Here is a 21,553-nt window from a genome sequence, read left to right on the forward strand (position 1 = left end):
CATACCCGCATGCCCGGCTGGCAGCCTCCCGGCCGTCAGGACCTCGGTCCAATATACTGTGACGGCACAGAACCGATCTTCGTGAGCCCACTCCTGCGCTTTCGAGCGTGCGAATGTTTGCCCAGCTGACATAACCGGAGATAAATTGAGTAAGGATCTTCTGATCGGCCTGCGTCACGTGGACGAGCTTCCCCGAGTACCCGCAACGGTACCAGCCGTTCCACTGAGTCACGTAGCCTTCACGCTCCACGCCGCGGCGAGATTTGCCAAGTGGAACCCGTCGGAAACCGCGCTCGATCTCGTCGCGCGCCGCCTCACATCGGGCGAGCATGACTGGACTGGCATACGCGCGGCGCTAATCTCCGCCGAACCTCGTCCGGTGCATCCCGCACTCGACAAGATCGCAACGGAACACCTCTTCGTCCTCTGGGATGCCATCGGCTCCAGTCAAGACATCAAAGCGGAAGCGGCGATCGCCCGCCAGATCGCACACCGATACGTCAATGGCGACCAAATCAACGAGAAGAATCTGATCCAGTTGGCCTCGGGACTCCTCAATCTGGGCTGTGTTGATGAAGCTCGCGTGGTCACGGGCGCGCTTGAGCGAGGTTCATGGTCGAGGATCGTGGCAGACGCGGAGCTCGCCCACCCTCGATTCGGCGGGTCGCACGCAGCCGTTATCGACCATCTCAATGAGGCCTACCGCGCAGCAGACATGTTGCAGATCTCGCTTACTGATGGAGGCGGCAGCCCGTTTAATCGCCTCACCGCCTCATCCGAACGCACTGCACACGGCCCGCTCGTCTCCGTGATCATGAGCGCGTGGCATCCCGGCGATGAAATTTTCACGGCCGTCCAGTCCGTCATAAACCAGACGTACCAGGACTGGGAACTACTTATCATGGACGACGCTTCCGGCGACGGTTACGACGACAGATTTGCTCAGCTGTGTGGATTGGACTCACGAATCCGAGTCATCCGTAACGATGAGAACGCCGGCACCTATGTTCGGCGTAACGAAGCTCTGCAGATCGCAATTGGAGACTTCGCTACTTTCCACGACTCGGACGACTGGTCGCATCCCGAGCGCCTGGAGATTCAGGTGCGCGACCTTATTGAACATCCCGGACGGATCGGAAATATCGTCCGCCACGCCCGTGCAACCGAAGACTTGTCCTTTGCCACAAATCGCGGGATGTCGTTGACCCTGACCGAGCCAGCCATCATGTTTCGTCGCAGGGAGGCCATCTCCGCGGCCGGTTTCTATGACTCGATCAGGAAGGGTGCCGACCGGGAGTACCGCCTCAGGCTTGAGTCGGTTACCGGCTCGAAGGTGGAGACAATCGGCCCCATGGCGCCGTTGCTGCTAATGCTTGCGTCAGCGAGTTCACTCTCTGGCTCGGATTTCGGCGCGGGATGGATGACTCCAGCACGAGTTGCGTATCGCACTGCGTCGGATCGGTTTCACTCGCTGGTCAGGGAAGGTCTGGTTTCTGGCCGTGTCGAGTTTCCACTGAGCCACCGGCCGATGGCTGCGCCTCCGGACCTGTCGATTGTGGGAGGCGCACGCGAAGCGCCGGTCAGGGTCGACGTGCTCGTTATTGTGGATGGCCGAGTCCGCAAAGGTCGGGATGAGTTCCTCAGAAGAATTGCGCTAGAGATCCGGGAAGCGCTCGCTGGTGGACTGGTGGTGGGCCTGTTACACAGCGACTCACTCGGAGGTCATCACGGCGGCCCGAGACTCGCTCCGGCCCTGCAGACGCTCGTCGATGAGGAATCAGTCATCCAAGTATTTGATGGCCAGCCAGTCGGTGCCGAAGTAGTAATCATTCGTCACGCCAGTGCAGTTCAGGGTCATAGCGCTGCTCGCCGGATGATCAGTGCGCCGCGCGCCCTGGTCGTTGAAGATCCGGCAGGTGGCGACGCGCGCGGACTGACGTTCACTGTCGCGGACGTCGCATCAATTGTCACTGGCTGGCTGGGACAAGCGCCGGGGTGGGGAACCATCGACGAACTCGCACATCTCGCCGCACTGCATGCGCGGGTGAATCGGAAGCCGCTCGTGCTTGCGACCTTCCGTTCGCCATCTGCGCAGCTGAAGTATGAAGATCAGGTTGTTGCATGGTCGGATGGCCGTGTTGCCGTCCGGTACCAGCGGACCTTCAGCACGTTCGTCGGAGCGGATGTCGTCTACGGTGTGGGATCGATGGATGCCTACCTTTCGCTGGACGCCAAATCAAGCCCGAATAGACGGTTGGACCGCACCAGGCGGTTCGTCAAGGAACTCGTCGATTGTAAGGCTGCTTTGGTGCGCACGATTTTTGGGGAGCTGCCCGAGCCACAGGACCCTCGGGAGGTGCAGGCCCGTGCCTTGCTCGATGAAGCGACCACCCGCTTCATCGTTGTTGAGGGAAGCGCCACGACTCCAGATCCTGCACGGACCGTATTCATTCCGTTCGCGGACCCGACGCCACTGTTCACGGGCTATCCAGTCCATGATCAGGTTGCAGGCCGTGTGCTGTGCGCGACCGTCGATTCGCTCAACGAGGTCGCCGAGAGTGTGTTGAGGACATTCTTTGTTTCGCGTCTGCGAGACTTGTCACTGCGAATCGCTGGCCCCGCCAGCGATTCACTGGGGACGGAGCTGAGACGAGCAGTATCGAGAACACCCGGCAAGGTCACAAGCCGGATCGAATTGCTGTCAGATGCCGCGCTGATCGAGGAGATCACGGCCGCGGAAGTCATTATTGTCCCGGAGATAGTGTCCCCGGTGGAGTACCAGCTCGCAATGACATCGTTGGCATTTGGTAGGCCGGTGCTCACGCCATCCAATGACGCGGTACTCGCGCTTTCCGCCGCGGTTGGCGACGAATGGGTGATTCCGATTGCTGGGACCCTGACCGCCGAGCGCCTCGACGCGGCAGTTGCGCAATCGCGACTCCGGCGAGAGGGATCGATGCCTGACCTGCGTCAACGCCGCTGGTCGGATATCGGAGGCCACTACGAGCAAGTCCTGCGAACAGTAGCGAGCGAGATTCGCGCGTCCGTCCTTGATATTGAGGACAGTGAGATCGGGGCCCGACAAATGCAAGGAATGGATTTGGTAAAAGCATGACGTCTGAGACGACACGCCTTCCGCCGCTTGTGACGGTAGTTATCCCGGTGTTCAACGACGAGGAAACAATCGCGGCCGCGCTGGACAGCGCCATCGCGCAGACGCTCGAGCAGATTGAGATCGTTGTCGTCGATGATGCTTCTTCGGATCGAACACCCGAGATCGTGGCTGAGTACGCGGCGCGCGACCCCCGGGTCCACCTCCTTACCCAGCCTGAGAATATGTCCGGCTTTCAGGCGCGCCGGACGGGGATTTACGCCGCCCAAGCACCGTACGTGCTGTTTCTCGATGGGGATGACGAACTGGACCGCTATGCGGCAGCGAAGAGTGCCGCGGCTGCAGAAGCGAATCGATCCGACATTGTTCAGTTCGGCATTCAAATCATCTATCCGGACGGTACGTCTGGCGGTAGCTGGGAAGGACGGAGTCAGCCCAGGTACGGTGAGCTCTTCGGCGATGAGATCCTTCTGAAGCTGTTTCCGGCGGACGCGCGTGCTGCCGGGCAACTCTGGAAGTACATCTTCCGAACCGACGTTCTGCGCGCTGCATACGAGAAGCTGCCCGCCGACGGTCGTTATTACCGTGCGAATGATCTTCCGGTCGCTTTCCTCGCGGCGCTCACCGCACGGCGATACGCGTCTATCCCTGACAAGCTCTATCGATACTTCTGGCGGCGAGGGGCGAGCACGCTCGAAGCGACCGGGACAGAAGCGGTCGACTTCCAGGTCAGTGCCATCGACGCATTCGAAGCGACAACCGCAGCGGTGCGCGATGCGGCTTATCGGCATTCCGACCCAAGTGGGCTCCTAGGCAGCCATACCAGCGCGCGGCTTTCGGTAATCGGGATCGCTATGAAGTGGGCCCTCGACACACGAGACGAGACGCTGTTCCGTCTCGGCGTCGATCGGATCCGTAAGCGTGTCGGCAAGGCAGACATGGTCCGCGCGGCTGTCCGTTACCAGCCGGCGATTCTGGAGCGCCTCGCTGAAGCAGATGAACCAATCCTTCTCGGCGCCCGTCCCGTCAGCAGTGTTCTCATCACAGCCGCCAATATTACGACCGGAGGGGTCTCGATGGTGGTCCTCGCTCAGGCGGCATTCCTCGCCGAGTCTGGACATCGGGTTACGATCGCGGCGCGGCGAGCAGGCAATGACATAACACTCATTCCGGAAGGGATAGCGTTCTACGAGGTCATCCACGGGGATCTTGCTGACAGGGTGGAGACCTGGGCTGAAATCTGCACACGAGAGCAGGTCGACGTCATTATTGATCATCGCATCCTGTACTCGGTTGACTGGCATGCCTACGTTATGATGGCCGCAGCGCTCGGGATCCCGACGATCGGGTGGGTCCACAACTTCGCAGGTCGGCCGACGTACGATCTCAACAGCATGCACGGGTATCTGAAGCGCTCGTTGCCGTCACTCGCTCAGGTGATAACCCTCTCCCCGCTCGACGTAACGTTCTGGAAGCTCAGGGGTGTGCAGCGAACTGCGTACCTTCCCAACCCACCGTCGCCGATGATTCTTGGCGCCGAAGACGAGATTCGCCGCAAGGCGGCGCCGATTGGGCGTCTTGAACTCATCTGGATTGGGAGGCTGGAGCAGCATACAAAGCAGGTTCGAGAGGTGATTTCGATTGCTGCTGAGCTGCGGAAGTTAGAGGTCGATTTCCATCTCCGAGTAGTTGGCCCGGACCAACCCGACTACAGCGCGGATAGGCTCAACGCGGCAGCGGAGGGGGCTGGGCTCTCCAACCACCTAGAAGCAGTCGGTCCTCTTCACGGTAGTGACCTCCTTGCTGCGATCGACCGCGCCGATGCTTTCATTGGCACGAGTGTCATCGAGGGCTACCAGCTTACGATCGTAGAAGCACAGTCGCGGGGGCTTCCAGTATTCATGTACGAGATGCCTTGGCTCGTCCCCGTGCAGAATAATGATGGTGTCGTATCGGTCCCACAGGGCGAGGCGGACGCGCTGGCACGGAAGATCGCGACCCTCGCCACTGATCCCGAGAGTTATCAAGCACTGTCGCAGGCATCCCTTGAAGCCGCGCGACGCTTCCTGGACGTCGACTACGTCACTCTTTACCGCCAGCTGGTCAACGGCACACTGCCCGCGGAATATTCACCGGCGGTCTCGCTTGAAAACGCGAGCCGCCTGCTGGATCTCACAATCTCCTTTGCCGAGCGACACGCGGGGATCCGGCAGAGGCTGGAGAAGGCTGAGCGCACGTCGCGTGCGGCCGTAAGGCGCGCCGAAGCGGCGAAGACAAAGCTGGCACACTTGCGTCGGCAGCTTACCCAGATCGAGAAGAGTCGCGTGGACGTGTCACGCGCTGGACGTAAGGATGCGGGTTCGAGCCGGAACTCTCTGCCACGCAGAGCGGTGGGGCGTTTGCGCCGAGAGTTGGGCAGGGTGTCCTCGAACGAGAAGCGCAAAGTGCGGGTCGCCGGGGCGGAGATTAGGGATGGTGTGCTCGTCCTCAAGTTGCGCGCCCCGAAGGGGTACGAAATCCTCGACGCCCAACTCCGGCGTCAGGTCGAGCACGGGTTCACAACGTTCCCAATGGCTCTTTCCTTGTCGAGTCCTGGTACCTATCTGGCGTCTCATGATTCGCATAAGGGGATCAAACGACGGTGGCGGATCGCCGCGACTGTGCGCTCGGGCGACGTCGTGAAGATGGTTGAGCTTCCTGTCGAATACAACGCTACTCACACAGGGGACGGGCACCTGGGCGTCCGCTTTCACGATCAGGCGACGGTTCAATTCTTCGAGTCGCAGAGCTGAACCAACCCTTCGGCTATCGCCCAGCCACTGCGCGGAAGAGTGCGGCGTACGCCTTGTGGGTGGTGGCCAAATCGCGGCCCTCGAGTCTTGGACTGCCAGTCAGGACGTTCTTGCGTATAGACGAGAATGCCTGGTCTATGTCGTTGGCGGTGATCGGCCCGTCGGTGAGGTGTATCCAGCCAGCGCCGACGGCGTGAGAAAGCATTGTTGTCGAGTCACTACGCGGAGTGATGACCGGGCGGTCGCACGACAGCGCCAGAAAGAGGATCTGCCACTCCGCCAGAGTGCGCACTTGTGGGATCGCGACGAGTTCGGCGGCATCGATCTCCTGCACCTGAGCTCCGTCGGATGGGTTCTCGAATCGTGTCGTGATACCAGCATCGTGCCGTGCGATCTCGGAACGCACAGATCTTGCGACCGAGTCTGGGGCGGAGCCGACCAACCGCAGTGTGACATCCGACGTGCTGACGACCCGCGGCATCGCCAGAAGAGACCGCACGTCCGGGCAGAGGCCCTCTGTCGCGATACACAGCACGCGTCCCTTGACTTGCTCTCCGCGTGGGTAGCCGATGAAGCGCTCGCGGAAGTGCGGATGAGGGATCACGATCGTGCGGGCCGGATCCGGCGTTGCAGTCGACTCGTCTATCGCGACAAACGCGGTGGTCGCGTTGTTGAGGATTTCTTGTGCAAGTCGCTGGGCTCTGTGAAGCGACGAGGGTGGGACAGTGCCGTGCAATGTTCGGACGAGCGCGATGCGGTGGCGTCGCAAGTTTCTCGCGAGGGCCCAGGTCGCGAGGAGCCGCTGCCAGGGAGCTGCCCCACGTGTTCCGAGCAGCCGGTCGAGGTTGGGCTCGACGACGTGGACGACGTCGACGTCGAAGTTGGTGAGAACTCCTTGTGAGAAGCGAAACTCGACGTCAGGCTGCGGCGTTCCCATGACTTGGTCCACGTAGCGAAGGACTGGCGCCGGCGGACGATGCGTCTCGTGGACGATCAGGCTCGAGCGTCCGCGTGTTGGCGAATTGGGAGGGACCACTCCTCCATACTAAATTGATCATTGTTCGAGGAAGGATTTCAGTGCACGACGTCTTCGTTCATCCTTCCGGCCAAGACGACAACCTCGGCGACTCTGCCTTGCGGGCAGGCCTTCTCCAGGCACTTCGCGGTGAGGGCAACCGCCTCCATGTGTATCTCGACGGGCAATCCTCTGACTACCTGTCGGGGATTCCGTTGGAAACGCGCGACATTCTCTACACGTCTCGACAAGCATGGTTACAGGCGAGTCGCGAGGTGAACCGGCCGGTCTACGTGATCAACGCCGGTGAGATCAACCCGCAGCCAGGTGTCTCTTTCCCCGGTGGGAAACGCATCGCGGAGATGCGCGGGGTTGTGAATCGCGGGGGAATAGTCGTCGCGGCCGGACTCGGTCTCAAAGATCCAACGGTCGCGCCGAAGGTGGTATTCGACCCAAAGCTGCGTGAAGCGGCTGTCATGTCGTGGCGCGATCACGGCTCCCGTCAAGGGGCAGGTTTCGGCGACGTGGCGCCCGACTGGGCGTTCTCACTCGGCCCTGACCCCTCCGCGTGGCCCGGGAAGGACTCGCGGCGATTGATCGCGGTCACTCTCCGCTTTGATCGGCCGTGGCCGGGGGAACGTTGGCTTGCTGCCGTACGCACTTTGGCGGCCCGCACCGCCACGCGTGTCGTCACGATTGCACAGGTCGCGCGTGACGCCCCACGCGCAGTGCGCCTCGCCGGAGAGCTCCAGGGCGAGTATCTCGTCGCACCCACCACACGTCACGATCACCTCGACGCACATGTCCGTGCCGTATATTCTCGTTCTCTCGCCGTGGTGAGTGATCGAGCGCATGCCTTGATCATGGGCGCGACAGAAGGCGCCTATCCGGTCGGAACGGCGGCCGACCCGCAGAAGATCCGTCGTCTGCTCGATACGGTCGGTATCGGCGCCCTCACGGGGCACCACGACGGCCTTGCCGAGCGCGCGCAGAATCTTGAATTGGAGGTAGCTGGGCTCGAGAGTGCCATCGAGGCAGCGCGCCGCGATCTGGGGCTGCTGACTCAGCGCCTAAACAGTGCGATCGACACAGCTACGTGAGGCGCCACGTTCGATTCGACGCGAAGCGTCGACTCACGCGTGCCGGCCGAGTCGATGCTTCGCTCGGTGGGCGAGCGGCCGTAGGCCGGGGAATATCTGCAGCAAGGTGCGTCCCAACGGGGTAGCGACGCGCCAGGCTCGGTGACCAATCGAGGCCCCTTGCGGAACGGCAGCCCCACTCTGCGGAGCCTTGAGGTGCCGTCCGACCAGTCTTGACGTCGAGACACTCTCATTCAGCAATCCGGCATGTCGCTCTGCGTAAAAGATCATCAAATCTAGGAGCTGTTTGGCATCGGCGAGTGTCGGTTCCGGAGAGAGCTCGGGGGGAGCGTGTCCGTGACCACCTGCTCATACAGCCGGCCGAAGTCGTGGGAGAGTTCCCGGGCGGCCGCCGCGAGGGACGCCCGAGAGAGATCCGTATAGCGTTCCGGAGATGTGAAGACCGCCGCTATGCGCAACGCGAGCGTGGCAGCGTCGCCCTGGGGAGCCGTCACGATGCCGTCGTTTCTCTGCACCAGCGTGAGCCAGGGTAGCTCGTACATAAAGACAGGGAGTCCGCGCACTTGTGCTTCGGCGATCGTGAGTTGGTAACCCTCGATAATGCTGGTGCTTACGAAGGCGTCCGCGCTGTCGATCGCATCGATGAGTTGCTGACCGCGCATCTCGCCGACGGCCTCAACAAGGCCATCGAGTCGCCGCTTACGGACAATCGTGTTGAACCGTGCCGCGCTCCAGTCTGCCCAGTCCGGCCCGATCACGGTGAGGTGGAAATCGACGGACAGCTTGCGCAGTTGGTCGGCGACCTCGATGAGCTGGCTCACCTGCTTGGTGTGTTCGTCGAGGCGCCCCCACCACATCAGCTCAACCCGTCGGCCTGACAACTGCTTTGGACGGGACTTGCTAGCAGACTCGAGCAACATAGGCGACGGTGGGTTTGGCACATACACGGAATGCTGAACCCCGCGAAGCTTCCAGAATGCGACATCGAGCGGCGAAAGCGTAACCAGGGTTTCGAGTAGCGGTGCGTTGGCCTTCAACAACTCGTGTAGACCGTTGAGATCGTAAATCGGTCGTCCTGCGAAGTTGTGGAGCCAGCCGATGCTCGCAACACCGAGGCTGCGTGCGACGAGCGCATACTCCGGCCAGTCACGGCTGTACAGCACCTGGTGGTCAACGATGACATCGACGTCATGTTTACGACAGATCCCGGCCCACTCGACGAGTCGTTCGGGGAGGCCGTGCCCCACCATTTCCACGAAACTGGCGCCCGGGGGAACGGCACCGGGGTCACTCCCATATCGCCGAGCAACTATCGTTACACGGAATCCCGCCTGCATCAGGTACCGGGCCTGGGCAAGCAGTACAGCGGAGACACCTCCAGTGGTGACGGTTCGAGTCGTGAGCAGCACGCTCTGGACAGGTCGGTCCCTGAGTCGAATTTGGGTGGTGTGCGCTTTGAGCGCCGGCAGGCATTCCGGGTAGAAGCGTACGGCTGCGACGACGACATCGGCTGGGGGCACGCGCGCGTGCAGGTCGTTAAGTACCGCCTCTTGGAGGTCGCTGCGGGTGTGCTTCAAGAGGTATGCGCATACGTACCCGATGATCGATAGACGCACCGACTCGAAGTTGTTGAGCAAGGAAGTTGGGTCGATGCTCGTCCGAGCGATCGTTTGAACGGCCGGTCGCACACTGTCGATGGAATCGATCGCCTTAGCGTAGAATTGTGCCCTTTCGATTGTGTCGACGACCCGCCCACTACCCCCGCGCCCGAAGTGGTAACGGTAGAGGCGGTTCGGCACCGAGACGTAGCGGGAAGCCAACGCGGCTGCCAGATACATCACCGGCAGGTCGTTTACGCGGGGGAGTACGACATCTTCGGGCAACAGGGCATATACTTCGCGAAGCAATTGGGTGCGAAAGAGATAGCGCCACAGTTGGCCCTGCGCTGGTTGATCAACGGGAAAGAGATTGCTCAGGATTTCCGGGCCGCGCAGATCTTGATGCTTGGGTGCGAGGCGCGTCTGGTAGCCGCCGACAACATGGCTCTCAGTGTTAATGACTTCGACGCCAAATCCAACGAGGTCGGCATCGTGCCGCTGTGCGGCAGCGATCGAGATTTCAGCGGCGTGTGGGTTGAGTTCATCATCGCCGTCGACGAACAGGATGTATTCCCCCGTCGCGGCCACGATGCCCGCGCGGCGCGCTTGGAATGCGGATCGGTTCTGTTGTTGGGGGATCAGGCGAATGCGTGGGTCGCGCTCGGCCATCTGCTCGAGGATTCGCGCTGTCTCATCGGTCGACGCGTCGTCGACGCAGATTATCTCGACGTCAAAGAAGGTTTGCGCGAGACAGCTTTCGACCGCTGCTGCCACGGTTTCTTGATCATCAAATGTGGGGATGACAATCGAGACGCGGGGTACGGGTGACATGTTAGCTCCGGAAGACTGGCGAGCATCCGCGGCGCAGGGCTCCGCGGACAGCGGTGCAGATCTTGATCCTACGCGGTCGACCTCCGCCGCTCGCTTGCTACCGGGGATCAGGGAGAGGAGTTGCGATCGGTGTAGCGTCACAACTCTTGCCGCCCGTCGCTAGACCTTGCAGACCGCACCCTCTCGACGTGATCATGTCAGCCGCGGTGCGCAAGCAAGTGCCAATCGTGGGGAGTCACGCACGCCACAGACGTCCCCTAGGGTGAGCGCGCGCCCCGACGTCCGCTGGCGGAATAAACGGCATCTGACGCGTCACGATCGGTGCCGGCGTGGCTGCGACGCATATCTCGACGCACACACTTGACACTTCTCAACGGGACCCCTGGCCCAGAGTTGTGTTCGGTGGCGGTGACTAAAGGAGCGGCGCATTCAAGTTCGTTGGCGACGCGACGGTATGATCACATGAGGTTTTTGGTTCGAGGGACGGCCCCTCGACGACGGCGGCTGGTTGGGGAGGTGGCGGACTCCTGGTGGATGCACCCCTTAACGCACCCGCTGATGGCCTCTTCGAGGTAGGGCGACGGCCTCCACTCGGTGCGTACCTAGCGGATGCCTGGGCGAGGCGAACGTTCGCGTACACATTGGCCCAGTACAAGCTCGTCGGCGATCTTCTCCAGAACCGTCTCGGGATGCTCTGGCTCGTATTGCGACCCTTGTTCCTGGCAGCGATCTATGGCACGCTCTTCGGTGCACTGCTGTCGAGCGCAGCCCGACCACACGACTGGGTTCCGTACCTACTCACTGGAGTTTTCACCTTTCAGTTCTTCACAGGTTGCTTCGGGGGAGGCGCCCGCGCGATTACAGGCAACGCGCGGCTTGTGCAGAGTCTCGGATTTCCGCGTATTCTCTTGCCGGTCTCAGTTGTGATCGAGCAGGCACTGCGTATCGTCCCCATCTTCGTGCTACTCGTGGTTCTTCTGCCAGTCTTCGGCGTCCCATTCCGTTGGTCGTGGTTACTGGTGATCCCGATCTTGGGGCTTATGGCATTGTTCAACTTTGGGGTCGCGATGATTGTCGCACGTATGTCGGTATGGGCGCGCGACGTTCAGCAGTTCATCCCAGTCATCAATCGAGTCCTCTTCTATGCGAGCGCAATCTTCTTTCAAGTGGATCTGATCTTCGCAGATCGCCCCATATTGCTGACGATCGCGCACCTCGTTCCGACGTATGACTTCATCGCCTTGGTGCGGGACGTCACGCTTGTCGGGCACCAGGCGCCGTTGCTCGCGGTGATCGCTGCGCCAGTCTGGACGGTGCTAGCACTCGGCATCGGCGTCGTCTACTTCTGGAACGCCGAGGCGAGGTACGGCCTCAGTGACTGACTCGACGTTAATGAGCGTGGCCCAAGGCGCGGACTCCACCCGGCGACCGATGATGGTCGTCGATGACGCTCACGTCACATACCGGGTGTATGCGTCGGGAAAGCATGCCACCAAGCGCGACCGCATGTTCAGCCTGAAAGCGCTGCGCGGCGGACGAGGCCTCAAGACAGTTCCCGCGTTGCGCGGTGTGACCTTCACAGCATCTGAGGGCGAGACGATCGGCGTCGTGGGCCACAATGGCTCGGGCAAATCCACGTTGTTTCGTGCGATGAGCGGGCTCATTCCGACCTCGGAGGGCACGATATTGGCCGCGGCACGTCCTGTGCTGCTGGGCATCAACGCTGCACTGGTGCCAGACCTCTCCGGCGAGAACAACATTAAACTCGGATTGCTCGCGATGGGATTCACGCCTGAAGAGGCGGCCGCGCACGTCGATGAGATCGCCGACTTCGCAGAACTCAACGAGTTCATTCATCACCCCATGCGCACTTACTCCTCGGGCATGGGAGCGCGGCTACGTTTCGCCATTGCATCGGCAAAGGCGCACTCCATCCTGCTGATCGATGAAGCGCTCTCGGTCGGTGACCGTCGATTTAAGGTGAAGAGCGAAGAGCGCATCCGTGAGCTTCGCGATAGCGCGGGTCTCGTGATGATCGTGAGCCACTCGGCGGGCTCGCTGCGCGACACGTGCGAGCGTGTGTTGTGGATTCACCAGGGCGAGTTGAGAGCCGATGGCCCCGCCAAAGACGTGATCGACGAGTACACGAAGTGGACGAAGCAGCCCGGGCGGGGAGCGGTCGGTGCCGCATCGGCGGCGAGCACGAAGCCGGCTACGAAGGCCGCCAAAGCGAAGACCTCTGGACCGGCACTGGTCGCCGCGGGCGCGACGTCGGTGGTCACCGCGATGGGTGCTGCCGGCGAGGGTGCGGCCACCAAGACGGGACAGCTTCAGGCGGTCGCCCAGACCACTGCACCCGTTGCCACCATCGTGTCAACGGGTGCAGGCCGCACGGGGTCGATCCCGCGCCCGAGTCCTCGCGACATCGAGCGTCGACACCGCCATCGGGCGGCGGGCCGCGAGCTCGCGCGTCGCAGGCTGATCAGAGCTGCGATCACCGGTGGCGGCATCCTGCTCGCCATCGGGGCAGGTGCGGCGCTCGCATTGGTCGCGAACCTCGGTGTCCCGGCAGACGCGGTGGCCGGCACCACACCCACGACGTCGCGGACCGCGGGCGATGATGCGCCGGCCATTATTCGCAGCTTCGGTGTGAATGCGACGACCGTGACCTGCGATGCACCGGAGGGGACCGCGAAGGTTCAGCTCAATTGGTCAATCGAGAACGCGGCAAGCGTGGCGGTGAGTGCTGGGGCACCGGATGCTGGAGCCACAGGCAAGCCGTTGTTGGCAAATCTGCCTGCCGTGGCGAAGGCCACGTCGGTGACCTTCCCGTGCACGAAGGAGGCGTGGTCGTACACGATCACCGCGGGCGGTGACGACGGCGATCAGGTCACCTCCGTGGTGACAGTGAAGCGGAAGCTAGCCCCCGAGACGCCCTCGCCGGCACCTTATCAGCCGCAGAGACCTCAGCAGCCACAGCCGCAGCCGGAGCAGACTCAGCCGAGTCCGACGCAACCTGCGCCAACACAGTCGGCGCCACCCGTGAACCCCTCACCCACGACGGCGCCTTCAGACCCGCCGGCGACGACGGAACCGGAAGATCCCGCGCCAAGCACGAACCCCACAGAATCCCCAGTGCCGGACCCTTCGGCGACAACCGATCCGGGCGGAGGAGCGGGCGCGGGCGGCTCCGGCACCGGTGACGAAGCCGGCGGGTGAGATGCGCGCCTCAACGCGCCAGATCTCGCGGTTAGTGAGCGCGCAGCCACCCCTTCGCACGGTGAGCAAGAGGTCGAAGACCAGGGAGTAGACGTAGTGCCGAGCGTCCAATGGGCGCGGCGGACTGCCAGATCCGCGCGCCCAATGGTGAGCTCAGCTGGTTGATATCGCGACTCTTTCCGTGCGGGTGCTCGGCGAAGAACACCAACAACCCCAGAAGTTCTCGCGCATCAGCCTCGGTGGGTTCAGGGGAGAACTCAGGCGGCAACGTGCCGGTCACGACGCCCCGATACAGTTGGGCGAAGTCGTATGAGCGTGCGCGTTGTGCCGCGGCGAGCGAGTTGATCGAGAGGCGCTCGTATCGCTGCGCGTCGCCGATCAGATCGGCGATCTCTCGTGCCATGCGGCGGGCATTACCCTGCTCGACCGCCACGATGCCCTCGTTGTCTTTCACAAGAGTCAGCCAGGGAAGTTCGTACATGAAGACGGGAAGTCCCCGGGCCTGCGCCTCTGCAATTGTGAGCTGGTAGCCCTCGATGATGCTGGTGGAGACGAAGGCATCTGCAACATCGATCGCCTCGACCAGCTGAGCGCCACGTCGCGGACCGATCGCCACGACCTGATCACCCACGTGACGCCGGCGGGCTCGCGAATTGAACTTCTTCGCGGTGAGGTCGTCCCAATCGGGACCGATGACAGTCAGGTGAAAGCGCACGGAGAGTCGGCGCAGTTCGACTCCGACTTCGATCAACTCGCTCACCTGCTTCGTGCGTTGCTCGAGGCGCCCCCACCACACCAGCTCGATGCGGTCGGTCGGCGGTGATTTCTTCACGGCGTGCGTCGATGACTCGATCAGCAACGGCGATGGAGGGTTTGGCACGTGGGCAGTGTGAGATACGCCGCGCAGTTTGAAGTAGGCGACATCCAGAGGCGAGAGCACGATGAGCTGAGCGAGTGTGTTGCTGCAGCGCTCGATCAGCGAGAGGCGTCGGTTGCCGTCATATATCGGCCGGGCGATGAAGTTGTGAATCCAGCCGACCGTCGACGCACCCTCGGCACGTGCCATGAGCGCGAATTCGGGCCACGAGTTCGTATAGAGGATCTGGTGATCGATCACGACATCGACCTCGTGCGTGCGGCAGATCTCTGCCCACTCTTCGAGTTGCTCGAGAAGCGCACGTTTGGCCAGTTCGACGAACTCCGCGCGCTCGGGCAGTGTGGTGGGGTCACTGCCCTGATTGCGCGCCACCACCGTCACCCGATAGCCGGCGTCAAGCAGATACCGTGCCTGCGACGCTATCACTGCTGAGACGCCCCCCGTACGCAGCGTCGATGTCGCCAGCAGGATGCTGCGCACCGGCCCTGCACCGTAGCCCTGCCAGTGAGTGTGGAACTTCAGCGTGCTGAGGGTAGCCGGATAGAAGCGTGCGGCCGCGTGGACGATGTCATGGGCGGAAGTCACGGTGTGCAGGTGCGCCAGCGATGCATCGAGCACGGCGCTGTCACTGTGTTCGATCAGCTGAGAGCACACGTAGCCGACGATCGAGAGGCGTGCGGATGCATACGTGTCGAGCAGGACGGCGGCGTCGGTATGCGTCTTCGCGAGGGTGACGATGCCATCTCGGATGCTGTCGATCGATTCGATCGCGGACGTGTAGAACACCGCACGCTCGACGCTGTCGACCCGGTGCCCGCTACCGCCCCGACCGAAGTGGTAGCGGTACAGCTTGTCGCTGATCGAAACGTACTTCGTTGCCAGTCCCACCACGAGGAACAGCAGCGGCAGGTCGTTCACGCGGGGGAGTGCGAGGTGGTCAGGCAGCAGCTCGCATGCCTCGCGGAGCACGGTTGCGCGGAACAGGTAGCGCCACAGTTGACCTTGGGCCGGCTTGTCGATGGGAAACAGGCCCTGCAGAACGGCGGTGCCCTCGAGCGCGTCGTGCTTCGGTTGCAGCCGGCGCTCGTAGGCCCCGCCCGTGCGGCCGTCCTTCTCGACGACCGTCACCCCGAAGCCCACGAGGTCTGCCCCCGCTGCCTGAGCCGCGGCAAGTGCCTTCTGTGCGGCATCCGGGTGGAGTTCGTCGTCACCGTCGAGGAACAGCACGTACTGTGCAGAGGCGGCCAGAATTCCCGTGCGACGGGCTTGGAATGCGGTGAGGTTTCGCTCGTGCCTGAGAAGGCGCACGCGCGGATCCCGAGCGCGGAATCGTTCGATCACCGCGGTCGTACCGTCGGTGGATGCGTCGTCGACGCAGATGATTTCGATGTCGGCGAGCGTCTGCCGAAGTGCGCTTTCAAGGGCGGAGGTAATCGTCGTCTCGTCGTCGAAGACCGGCATCACAATCGAGACAAGAGGCGCAGGCGACATCGGCATCGATTCTATTGCTCTCGCGCCGATCCAGAGTGTGTGAGTGCTTGTCAGACCGGCGTGTGACGGCGGATAGGCTAGAGCCTATGCGTCTTTCTGTGATCGGCTGTGGATACCTCGGTGCTGTGCATGCTGCGGCGATGGCGTCGATCGGTCATGAAGTGGTCGGAATCGACGTCGACCAGGCGAAGATCGACCGACTCGCGCGAGGCGAAGCACCCTTCTTCGAGCCTGGCCTGAACGAGATCCTCGCCGAGGGCGTGGCATCCGGACGCCTGACCTTCAGCACTGACATGGCCGCCGCTCGCGGCGCCGCCGTGCACTTCGTGGGAGTGGGAACGCCGCAGCAGCAAGGCAGCTACAGCGCCGACCTCACATATGTCGATGCGGCCTTCGCCTCGCTCGTGCACCAGTTGCGACCGGGCGACATCGTGGCGGGTAAGTCGACGGTGCCCGTGGGAACCGCGGCTCGCCTTGCGGAACTTGTCGCGCCGACCGGCGCGACGCTCGTGTGGAACCCCGAGTTCTTGCGCGAGGGCTGGGCTGTGCAAGACACCATCGACCCCGACCGCCTCGTCGCCGGTGTGCCTGCGGGCGCCGAGGGAGAGCGCGCGGCTGACATCCTTCGCGAGGTGTACCACACCGCTATCGCGAAGAAGACGCCGTTCATCGTGACCGACTATGCGACCGCCGAGCTCGTGAAGGTCGCGGCCAACGCTTTCCTTGCGACCAAGATCTCGTTCATCAATGCCATGGCCGAGATCGCCGAGGTGACTGGAGCCGATGTCACACAGCTGGCCGACGCCATCGGCCACGACGGCAGAATCGGCCGTCGCTTTCTGGGCGCGGGGATCGGCTTCGGCGGTGGCTGCCTGCCGAAGGACATTCGCGCGTTCTCTGCCCGTGCCGAAGAACTTGGCAAGAGCGAGTCGGTCGCGTTCCTGCGCGAAGTGGACGCCATCAACTTGCGTCGTCGCGATCGGGCGGTTGAACTGACGCTCGAAGCGCTGGGCGGCTCGGCATTCGAGAAGCGCGTCGCCATCTTGGGCGCCGCGTTCAAACCGCACAGCGACGACATCCGCGATTCGCCCGCACTTGACGTGGCCGTTCGGCTGCACGGGCTCGGCGCGTCGGTCGTCGTCACCGACCCCGAAGCGATCGAGAACGCCCGGCTCGCGCAGCCGCAGCTCGAGTACATCGCAGATCGTGACGAAGCGCTGCGGGATGCTGACGCCGTAGTGGTCGTCACGGAGTGGGAGGAATACCGGCACCAGCTAAACCCCGCTCATGCAGCCGAGCTCGTGAAGGGACGTGCCGTCGTCGACGGACGCAACTGCCTCGACGCGCAGGCGTGGCGCGATGCGGGCTGGGCGTACTACGGCCTGGGGCGCCCCCGGGTCTGAGGGTCGCTAGGCCGGGCACCTGTGGTTCCCGGCCTCACCGCTACTTCACCGTGGTGGTCGCGGGCTCCTTATCGAGAGTGGAAGGCCGCACGAGCACCGGAACGTTCGGCACCGTGACGCTCACCTTGCCGGCTGACGGCTGAATGGTCGTGAATGAGCCGTCCGACGCGACGACGTCGACGGGTCCGCTCGCGGGCAGAGATGCGGTGGACGGCTTGGCATCCGTCGTCCATACGACATACACGCGGCTGTCGTCCTTGCCGAAGGCTTGCGCCACAACGTTCTTGCCCGGCTTCACCGTGCCCGCAGAGGCCCGACCGTTGAGCGAGGCGATGAGAAGGGCCTGATCGTATGCGGTGGGTTTGGGCGCGAGTGCCGCCGTGTTCTGGCGCGACTGATACTCGTACAGGCCGAAGTTGCCTTCGTGGTCGGCGGCGTTGGTCGTGGTGTTCTTCAGGTCGTACCACATCGCACTGGCGGCACCGGCCGCAAGCTCCGACGACAGGATCTTCATGAGGAACTGACCCTGGTTCGTCGGAGTGCGACCGCCGGTCTTGGACGACGACCCGGTTTCGGTGATCCACACCGGCAGTGCCTTGCCGCCGTTGTGGTTGGCGCTCACCTTGTGGGCGTCGGCGATGAGCGATGCGACGGTCTCGGGATGGCTGTTGGCCTGGTAGGGGTGAAAGCTCATGGCATCGACGTATTTCAGACCGCCCAGGCTCCACAGTCGGTCGAACCACGACGAGGGATAGTTGGCGGTGGCGCCACCGATCAGCGTGATCTTCGGGTCGACCGCGCGAACGTTCTTGTTCACGCTCTTGACCAGAGCCATGTAGCAGTCGGCGGTGATTCCGCAGGCGTTCTTGTTGAAGCGCTCCTGATTGAACTCGTTGAAGATCTCGATCGATGTCGGCTTGTAGTGCGACGCGACCGCGGCTGCATACTTGCCGTATGCGGCGATCTCGTCGGGTCCCGTGGGAACGACGGGGTTCCCGTACACCTGGTTGCCATAGTTGACGATGGCGCTCAGCTGCAGTCCGCTGGCGTGGGCGCGGGCGAACTCGGACTCATAGCGCTTGTCCCATGAGTAGGTGCCACGTGTCGTTTCATTGAGGCGCCAGAGCACGTCGCTGCGGATGGTGCCGATGCCCAGCATCCCGGCGTACCTCGCCTGTCCTCGCGAGCCTTCTTCTTTGAGGTGGACCGTCGTGCCGAAACGGGGATCGAGGGGGATGTCGTAGGCGGGTGTGTCGACCACTCCCATAGGAGTCGTCGCGGTATGTCCCTTTGCGTCTTTGACGGTGAGTGAGTAGAAGCCCTGAGGCACGCCGATCAGGGGAATGGCGCTGAGCGAACCCGAAGCTGTGATGGTGCCCTGACCGGTGACGGTTCCATCCGGGCGGGTGGCCTTCCACTGCACGGCCCCCGCGGGTGCGGCGACGGCGACGGTGGCGTAATCCGTGCTCATGATCAAGGAGGTGTTGTCGATCAGGGCGCCGCCCGAGACCTTTTCGAACGATCCGTTCTTCACCAGCTGCGTGCCGTCTGCCGCAGTCAGCGAGACATCATCGATCATCACGCGACGCGCGGGTACGGACAGTGCGATCTTCAACTCGCCCTTCTTCGCGCTGGCGGGCACCGTGACCGACCCGGTCACTTCGGTCCATGTGCTCACCGGCAGTGCCGGGGACGCGATCTTCGTGTCGCTGACTGTCGCCGTGAGCGCCCCGGCCTCCAGCGACTCGGTCAGCGGCTGCATCTGCGCGCTGAACGTATACGTGCTGCCGGCGACGAGAGCGACCGTGGTGCTGAGCACTGTCGCACCGCCCGAGGCGAGGACCGGGGCGTCCACCATCGCGGCCACTGTTCCCGAGGTCGCCAACCCGACTGCCGGGCCGACCTCGCCCACGGTGTGGTTAGACGCGGCCGACCAGTTCTCGAAGCTGCCGGCGGCGGCAGCGACGCGCGTCGGTTGACGCTGTGGTGCTGCCTCTGCCGTCGGTGTGGGTGTCGGCGTCGGGGTCGCGCTGGTCGGCTTTGGGCTGGGCGTCGACACGGCCGTGCACCCGGTGATCGTGGCGGCGAGGGCGCATAAGGCGACCAAAAAGCGTGCACGGCGGTGGGGCATGACATCCTCACTGTTTTAAGAAGGGGAATTTCTACCGTAACCCGCGGACCGCGCCGCACGCGGCACGAGCGTCGCGTAAGAGCGGTTTTCCAGGAACTGTTTTCTAGGATGGAGATCATGCCTCCCGAGACCCGCCGCGAGGCGCGCGAACGCGCGCGCACCGTCCCCGTGCAGAACGGTGCCGCGCCGACATCGCAGCAGCCTGAAGTCGAGAGTCTGCTACCGCCGCGGCCCGTTCGCAAGCGCCGCCTGGTCATCCGCGTCATCCTGTTCGTGGTCGTCTTCTTGCTGCTGGCGGCAGCAGGCTGGCTCGGCGTTCGGATTCTCACGGTCAAGAGCGGATTGGAAGCCGCCAAAGCGCAGCTCTCCAGCGTGCAGAAGGGCGGCGATATCAACACCGCGCTCAAGGCCATGGGTCGGGATGCCGCGAAAGCTGTGAATGCGACAGGCGACCCCGTCTGGAACGCGGCCGAGCTGATTCCCTTCGCCGGTGACAATCTTCGCGCGGCGCGGCTTGCCGCCCAGACGCTCGACGCGTTCGCCAACGATGTCGCGTTGCCGGTCGTGCAGATGCAGTCCGATGGCAAGGGGAAGCTGCTGGCCCGCGCGCTGCCGCTGATCGAGGCGCAGTCCGCCACCATCTCGTCACTTCATACCCAGCTCACCGACCTGAATGCGTCGGGCCATCTCATCGGTCCGATGAAGTCAGGTGTTGAACAGGTTGTCGACGTACTCGATGTCGCGGCTCCCGTGTTTTCGGTCATGCCGCAGATGCTCGGTGCGCACGGGGCCCAGAGCTATCTGTTGGTCTTCCAGAACAATGCCGAATCGCTGCCACTGGGCGGCAGTTCGGCTTCAGAGACGTTGATCACCGCCGACAAGGGCGATCTGAAGATCACGGCACAGGCAGACAGCGGTGACTTCGCAGAGGACAAACAACTGACGACCGTGGATGTCGCGGCGTCGGCGACAGCCCTGTACGGGGCGACGTATGGCTCGCGGAGCAACATGGCCGTCACCCGGCCCGACTGGCCGAGTGCCGCTCAGCAGCTCATCGCCTTCTGGCAGCGCGACATCAAAGACCAGACCATCAACGGCGTGGTGTCGATCGATCCGATAGCACTGGAGCGCATGCTTCGTGCCACCGGCCCGATAACCGTCGGCGACGTCAAACTCACGTCGAAGAACGCGGTCAAAATCCTGCTCAGCGATTCGTACAAGTGGTGGGACACCTACACCAAGGCCGGATCCGCGAAGTCCGACGCGTTCTTCCAGGCAGTGGCTGCGACGATGTTCGAGAAGGTCGCGTCGGCCGACTTCGACATGCCCAAGATGATCAACGCTCTTCGTGACAGCGTCGCCAAGGGTGATGTCATGGCGTGGAGCGCAGACCCCGCCGCGCAGAAGATCATCGCCGACGGCCGCCTGTCGGGCGAGTTGCCCACCGACAACGATGAGACGACGACCCTCGGGCTGTACTACCGCGATGTCTCGGCATCGAAGATCGATTACTACCTGAAGACCGCGGCGAATGTGGAGCGCACCTGCACAGGCGGTACCGACACGATCGTGGCGACGACCACGCTCGACATGGACATCACGCAGAAGAACGCAGACGCACTGCCCCGCTACGTCAAGAGCCGCTCGCACGGTTCCACGTTCTTCAGCAAGCAGGTGTTTATCTATGCGCCTCCGGGTATGAAGGTCGCGAGCGTCACCGTCGATGGGCGCGACGTGGCGCCGTTCCGGCAGGGCAACGTCGACCTTGGGCGCGTCGTCGCACCGTTCCAGATGACGCTTCGGCCCGGAGAGTCGGCTACCGTCACAGCAACGTTCACCGGTACCGGCGCTTCGACACCGCTCGAGGTCTGGACCACGCCGATGATCAACTCCACGAAGCTGACAGTCGATGACTCGTGTGCGGCCAAGTGAGCCGAAGCTGCGAGTAGCTACTGTATTTCACATCGAACAGTCATAAGCTACG

The 21,553-nt window shown here is 62.9% G+C and carries 11 protein-coding genes; 7 read left to right on the top strand and 4 right to left on the bottom strand.

Translation table 11 applies throughout. From position 1 onward, the window contains the following. The first annotated feature begins 145 nt into the window (after positions 1-145). Both ET475_RS11855 and ET475_RS11860 read left to right on the top strand, forming a co-directional pair. A complete protein-coding gene (locus tag ET475_RS11855) occupies positions 146-3,115 on the top strand; it encodes a glycosyltransferase family 2 protein (RefSeq protein ID WP_129390376.1) in 2,970 nt (989 codons plus the stop codon). Further along, complete coding sequence (locus ET475_RS11860; RefSeq protein WP_129390379.1) at positions 3,112-5,904, top strand: glycosyltransferase; 2,793 nt, start codon at positions 3,112-3,114, stop codon at positions 5,902-5,904. Before ET475_RS11855 ends, ET475_RS11860 begins: the two co-directional genes overlap by 4 nt. A gap of 13 nt (positions 5,905-5,917) precedes the next feature. Here ET475_RS11860 and ET475_RS11865 read toward each other — a convergent pair whose 3' ends face one another. Beyond that, positions 5,918-6,841, bottom strand: coding sequence for a glycosyltransferase family protein (locus ET475_RS11865; RefSeq protein ID WP_129390382.1), 924 nt, complete (start codon positions 6,839-6,841; stop codon positions 5,918-5,920). A gap of 140 nt (positions 6,842-6,981) precedes the next feature. Here ET475_RS11865 and ET475_RS11870 point away from each other — a divergent pair, with 140 nt between their 5' ends. Next, a complete protein-coding gene (locus ET475_RS11870; RefSeq protein ID WP_242497612.1) occupies positions 6,982-8,019 on the top strand; it encodes a polysaccharide pyruvyl transferase family protein in 1,038 nt (345 codons plus the stop codon). Positions 8,020-8,294: 275 nt separating this feature from the next. Here the strand turns inward: ET475_RS11870 and ET475_RS11875 are convergent, their stop codons facing one another. After that, positions 8,295-10,448 carry a glycosyltransferase gene (locus tag ET475_RS11875; RefSeq protein ID WP_129390385.1) on the bottom strand — a complete coding sequence of 718 codons (2,154 nt, stop codon included), beginning with the start codon at positions 10,446-10,448 and terminating at the stop codon, positions 8,295-8,297. Between the two features lie 641 nt (positions 10,449-11,089). Here ET475_RS11875 and ET475_RS11880 point away from each other — a divergent pair. After that, positions 11,090-11,830, top strand: coding sequence for an ABC transporter permease (locus ET475_RS11880; protein WP_129390388.1), 741 nt, complete (start codon positions 11,090-11,092; stop codon positions 11,828-11,830). A 49-nt stretch (positions 11,831-11,879) separates the two neighbouring features. Further along, positions 11,880-13,667: an ABC transporter ATP-binding protein gene (locus ET475_RS11885; protein ID WP_242497613.1), complete on the top strand. Its 1,788-nt coding sequence runs from the start codon at positions 11,880-11,882 to the stop codon at positions 13,665-13,667. 31 nt (positions 13,668-13,698) lie between these two features. Here ET475_RS11885 and ET475_RS11890 read toward each other — a convergent pair whose 3' ends face one another. After that, positions 13,699-16,035: a glycosyltransferase gene (locus ET475_RS11890; protein ID WP_129390391.1), complete on the bottom strand. Its 2,337-nt coding sequence runs from the start codon at positions 16,033-16,035 to the stop codon at positions 13,699-13,701. 86 nt (positions 16,036-16,121) lie between these two features. Between ET475_RS11890 and ET475_RS11895 the strand changes: the two genes are divergently transcribed. After that, positions 16,122-17,438, top strand: a complete 1,317-nt coding sequence (locus tag ET475_RS11895; RefSeq protein ID WP_129390394.1) for a UDP-glucose dehydrogenase family protein — start codon at positions 16,122-16,124, stop codon at positions 17,436-17,438. A gap of 40 nt (positions 17,439-17,478) precedes the next feature. Here ET475_RS11895 and ET475_RS11900 read toward each other — a convergent pair whose 3' ends face one another. Beyond that, positions 17,479-19,569, bottom strand: a complete 2,091-nt coding sequence (locus ET475_RS11900; protein WP_129390398.1) for a glycosyl hydrolase — start codon at positions 19,567-19,569, stop codon at positions 17,479-17,481. Between ET475_RS11900 and ET475_RS11905 the strand changes: the two genes are divergently transcribed. After that, the gene (locus tag ET475_RS11905; protein ID WP_242497614.1) at positions 19,561-21,501 is read left to right on the top strand and encodes a DUF4012 domain-containing protein; all 1,941 of its coding nucleotides are present in this window, start codon (positions 19,561-19,563) and stop codon (positions 21,499-21,501) included. The two genes, ET475_RS11900 and ET475_RS11905, sit on opposite strands and share 9 nt — an antisense overlap. Positions 21,502-21,553 lie beyond the last annotated feature (52 nt).

Origin of the sequence: Microbacterium protaetiae, from assembly GCF_004135285.1 — a bacterium.
GTDB classification, from domain to species: Bacteria; Actinomycetota; Actinomycetes; order Actinomycetales; family Microbacteriaceae; genus Microbacterium; species Microbacterium protaetiae.

Excerpts from the sequence above, each read along its gene's own strand:
- ET475_RS11860 (WP_129390379.1), top strand. The coding sequence starts at position 3,112 with ATGACGTCTGAGACGACACGCCTTCCGCCGCTTGTGACGGTAGTTATC.
- ET475_RS11865 (WP_129390382.1), bottom strand. The coding sequence starts at position 6,841 with ATGGGAACGCCGCAGCCTGACGTCGAGTTTCGCTTCTCACAAGGAGTT.
- ET475_RS11875 (WP_129390385.1), bottom strand. The coding sequence starts at position 10,448 with ATGTCACCCGTACCCCGCGTCTCGATTGTCATCCCCACATTTGATGAT.
- ET475_RS11885 (WP_242497613.1), top strand. The coding sequence starts at position 11,880 with ATGATGGTCGTCGATGACGCTCACGTCACATACCGGGTGTATGCGTCG.
- ET475_RS11890 (WP_129390391.1), bottom strand. The coding sequence starts at position 16,035 with ATGTCGCCTGCGCCTCTTGTCTCGATTGTGATGCCGGTCTTCGACGAC.
- ET475_RS11895 (WP_129390394.1), top strand. The coding sequence starts at position 16,122 with ATGCGTCTTTCTGTGATCGGCTGTGGATACCTCGGTGCTGTGCATGCT.
- ET475_RS11900 (WP_129390398.1), bottom strand. The coding sequence starts at position 19,569 with ATGCCCCACCGCCGTGCACGCTTTTTGGTCGCCTTATGCGCCCTCGCC.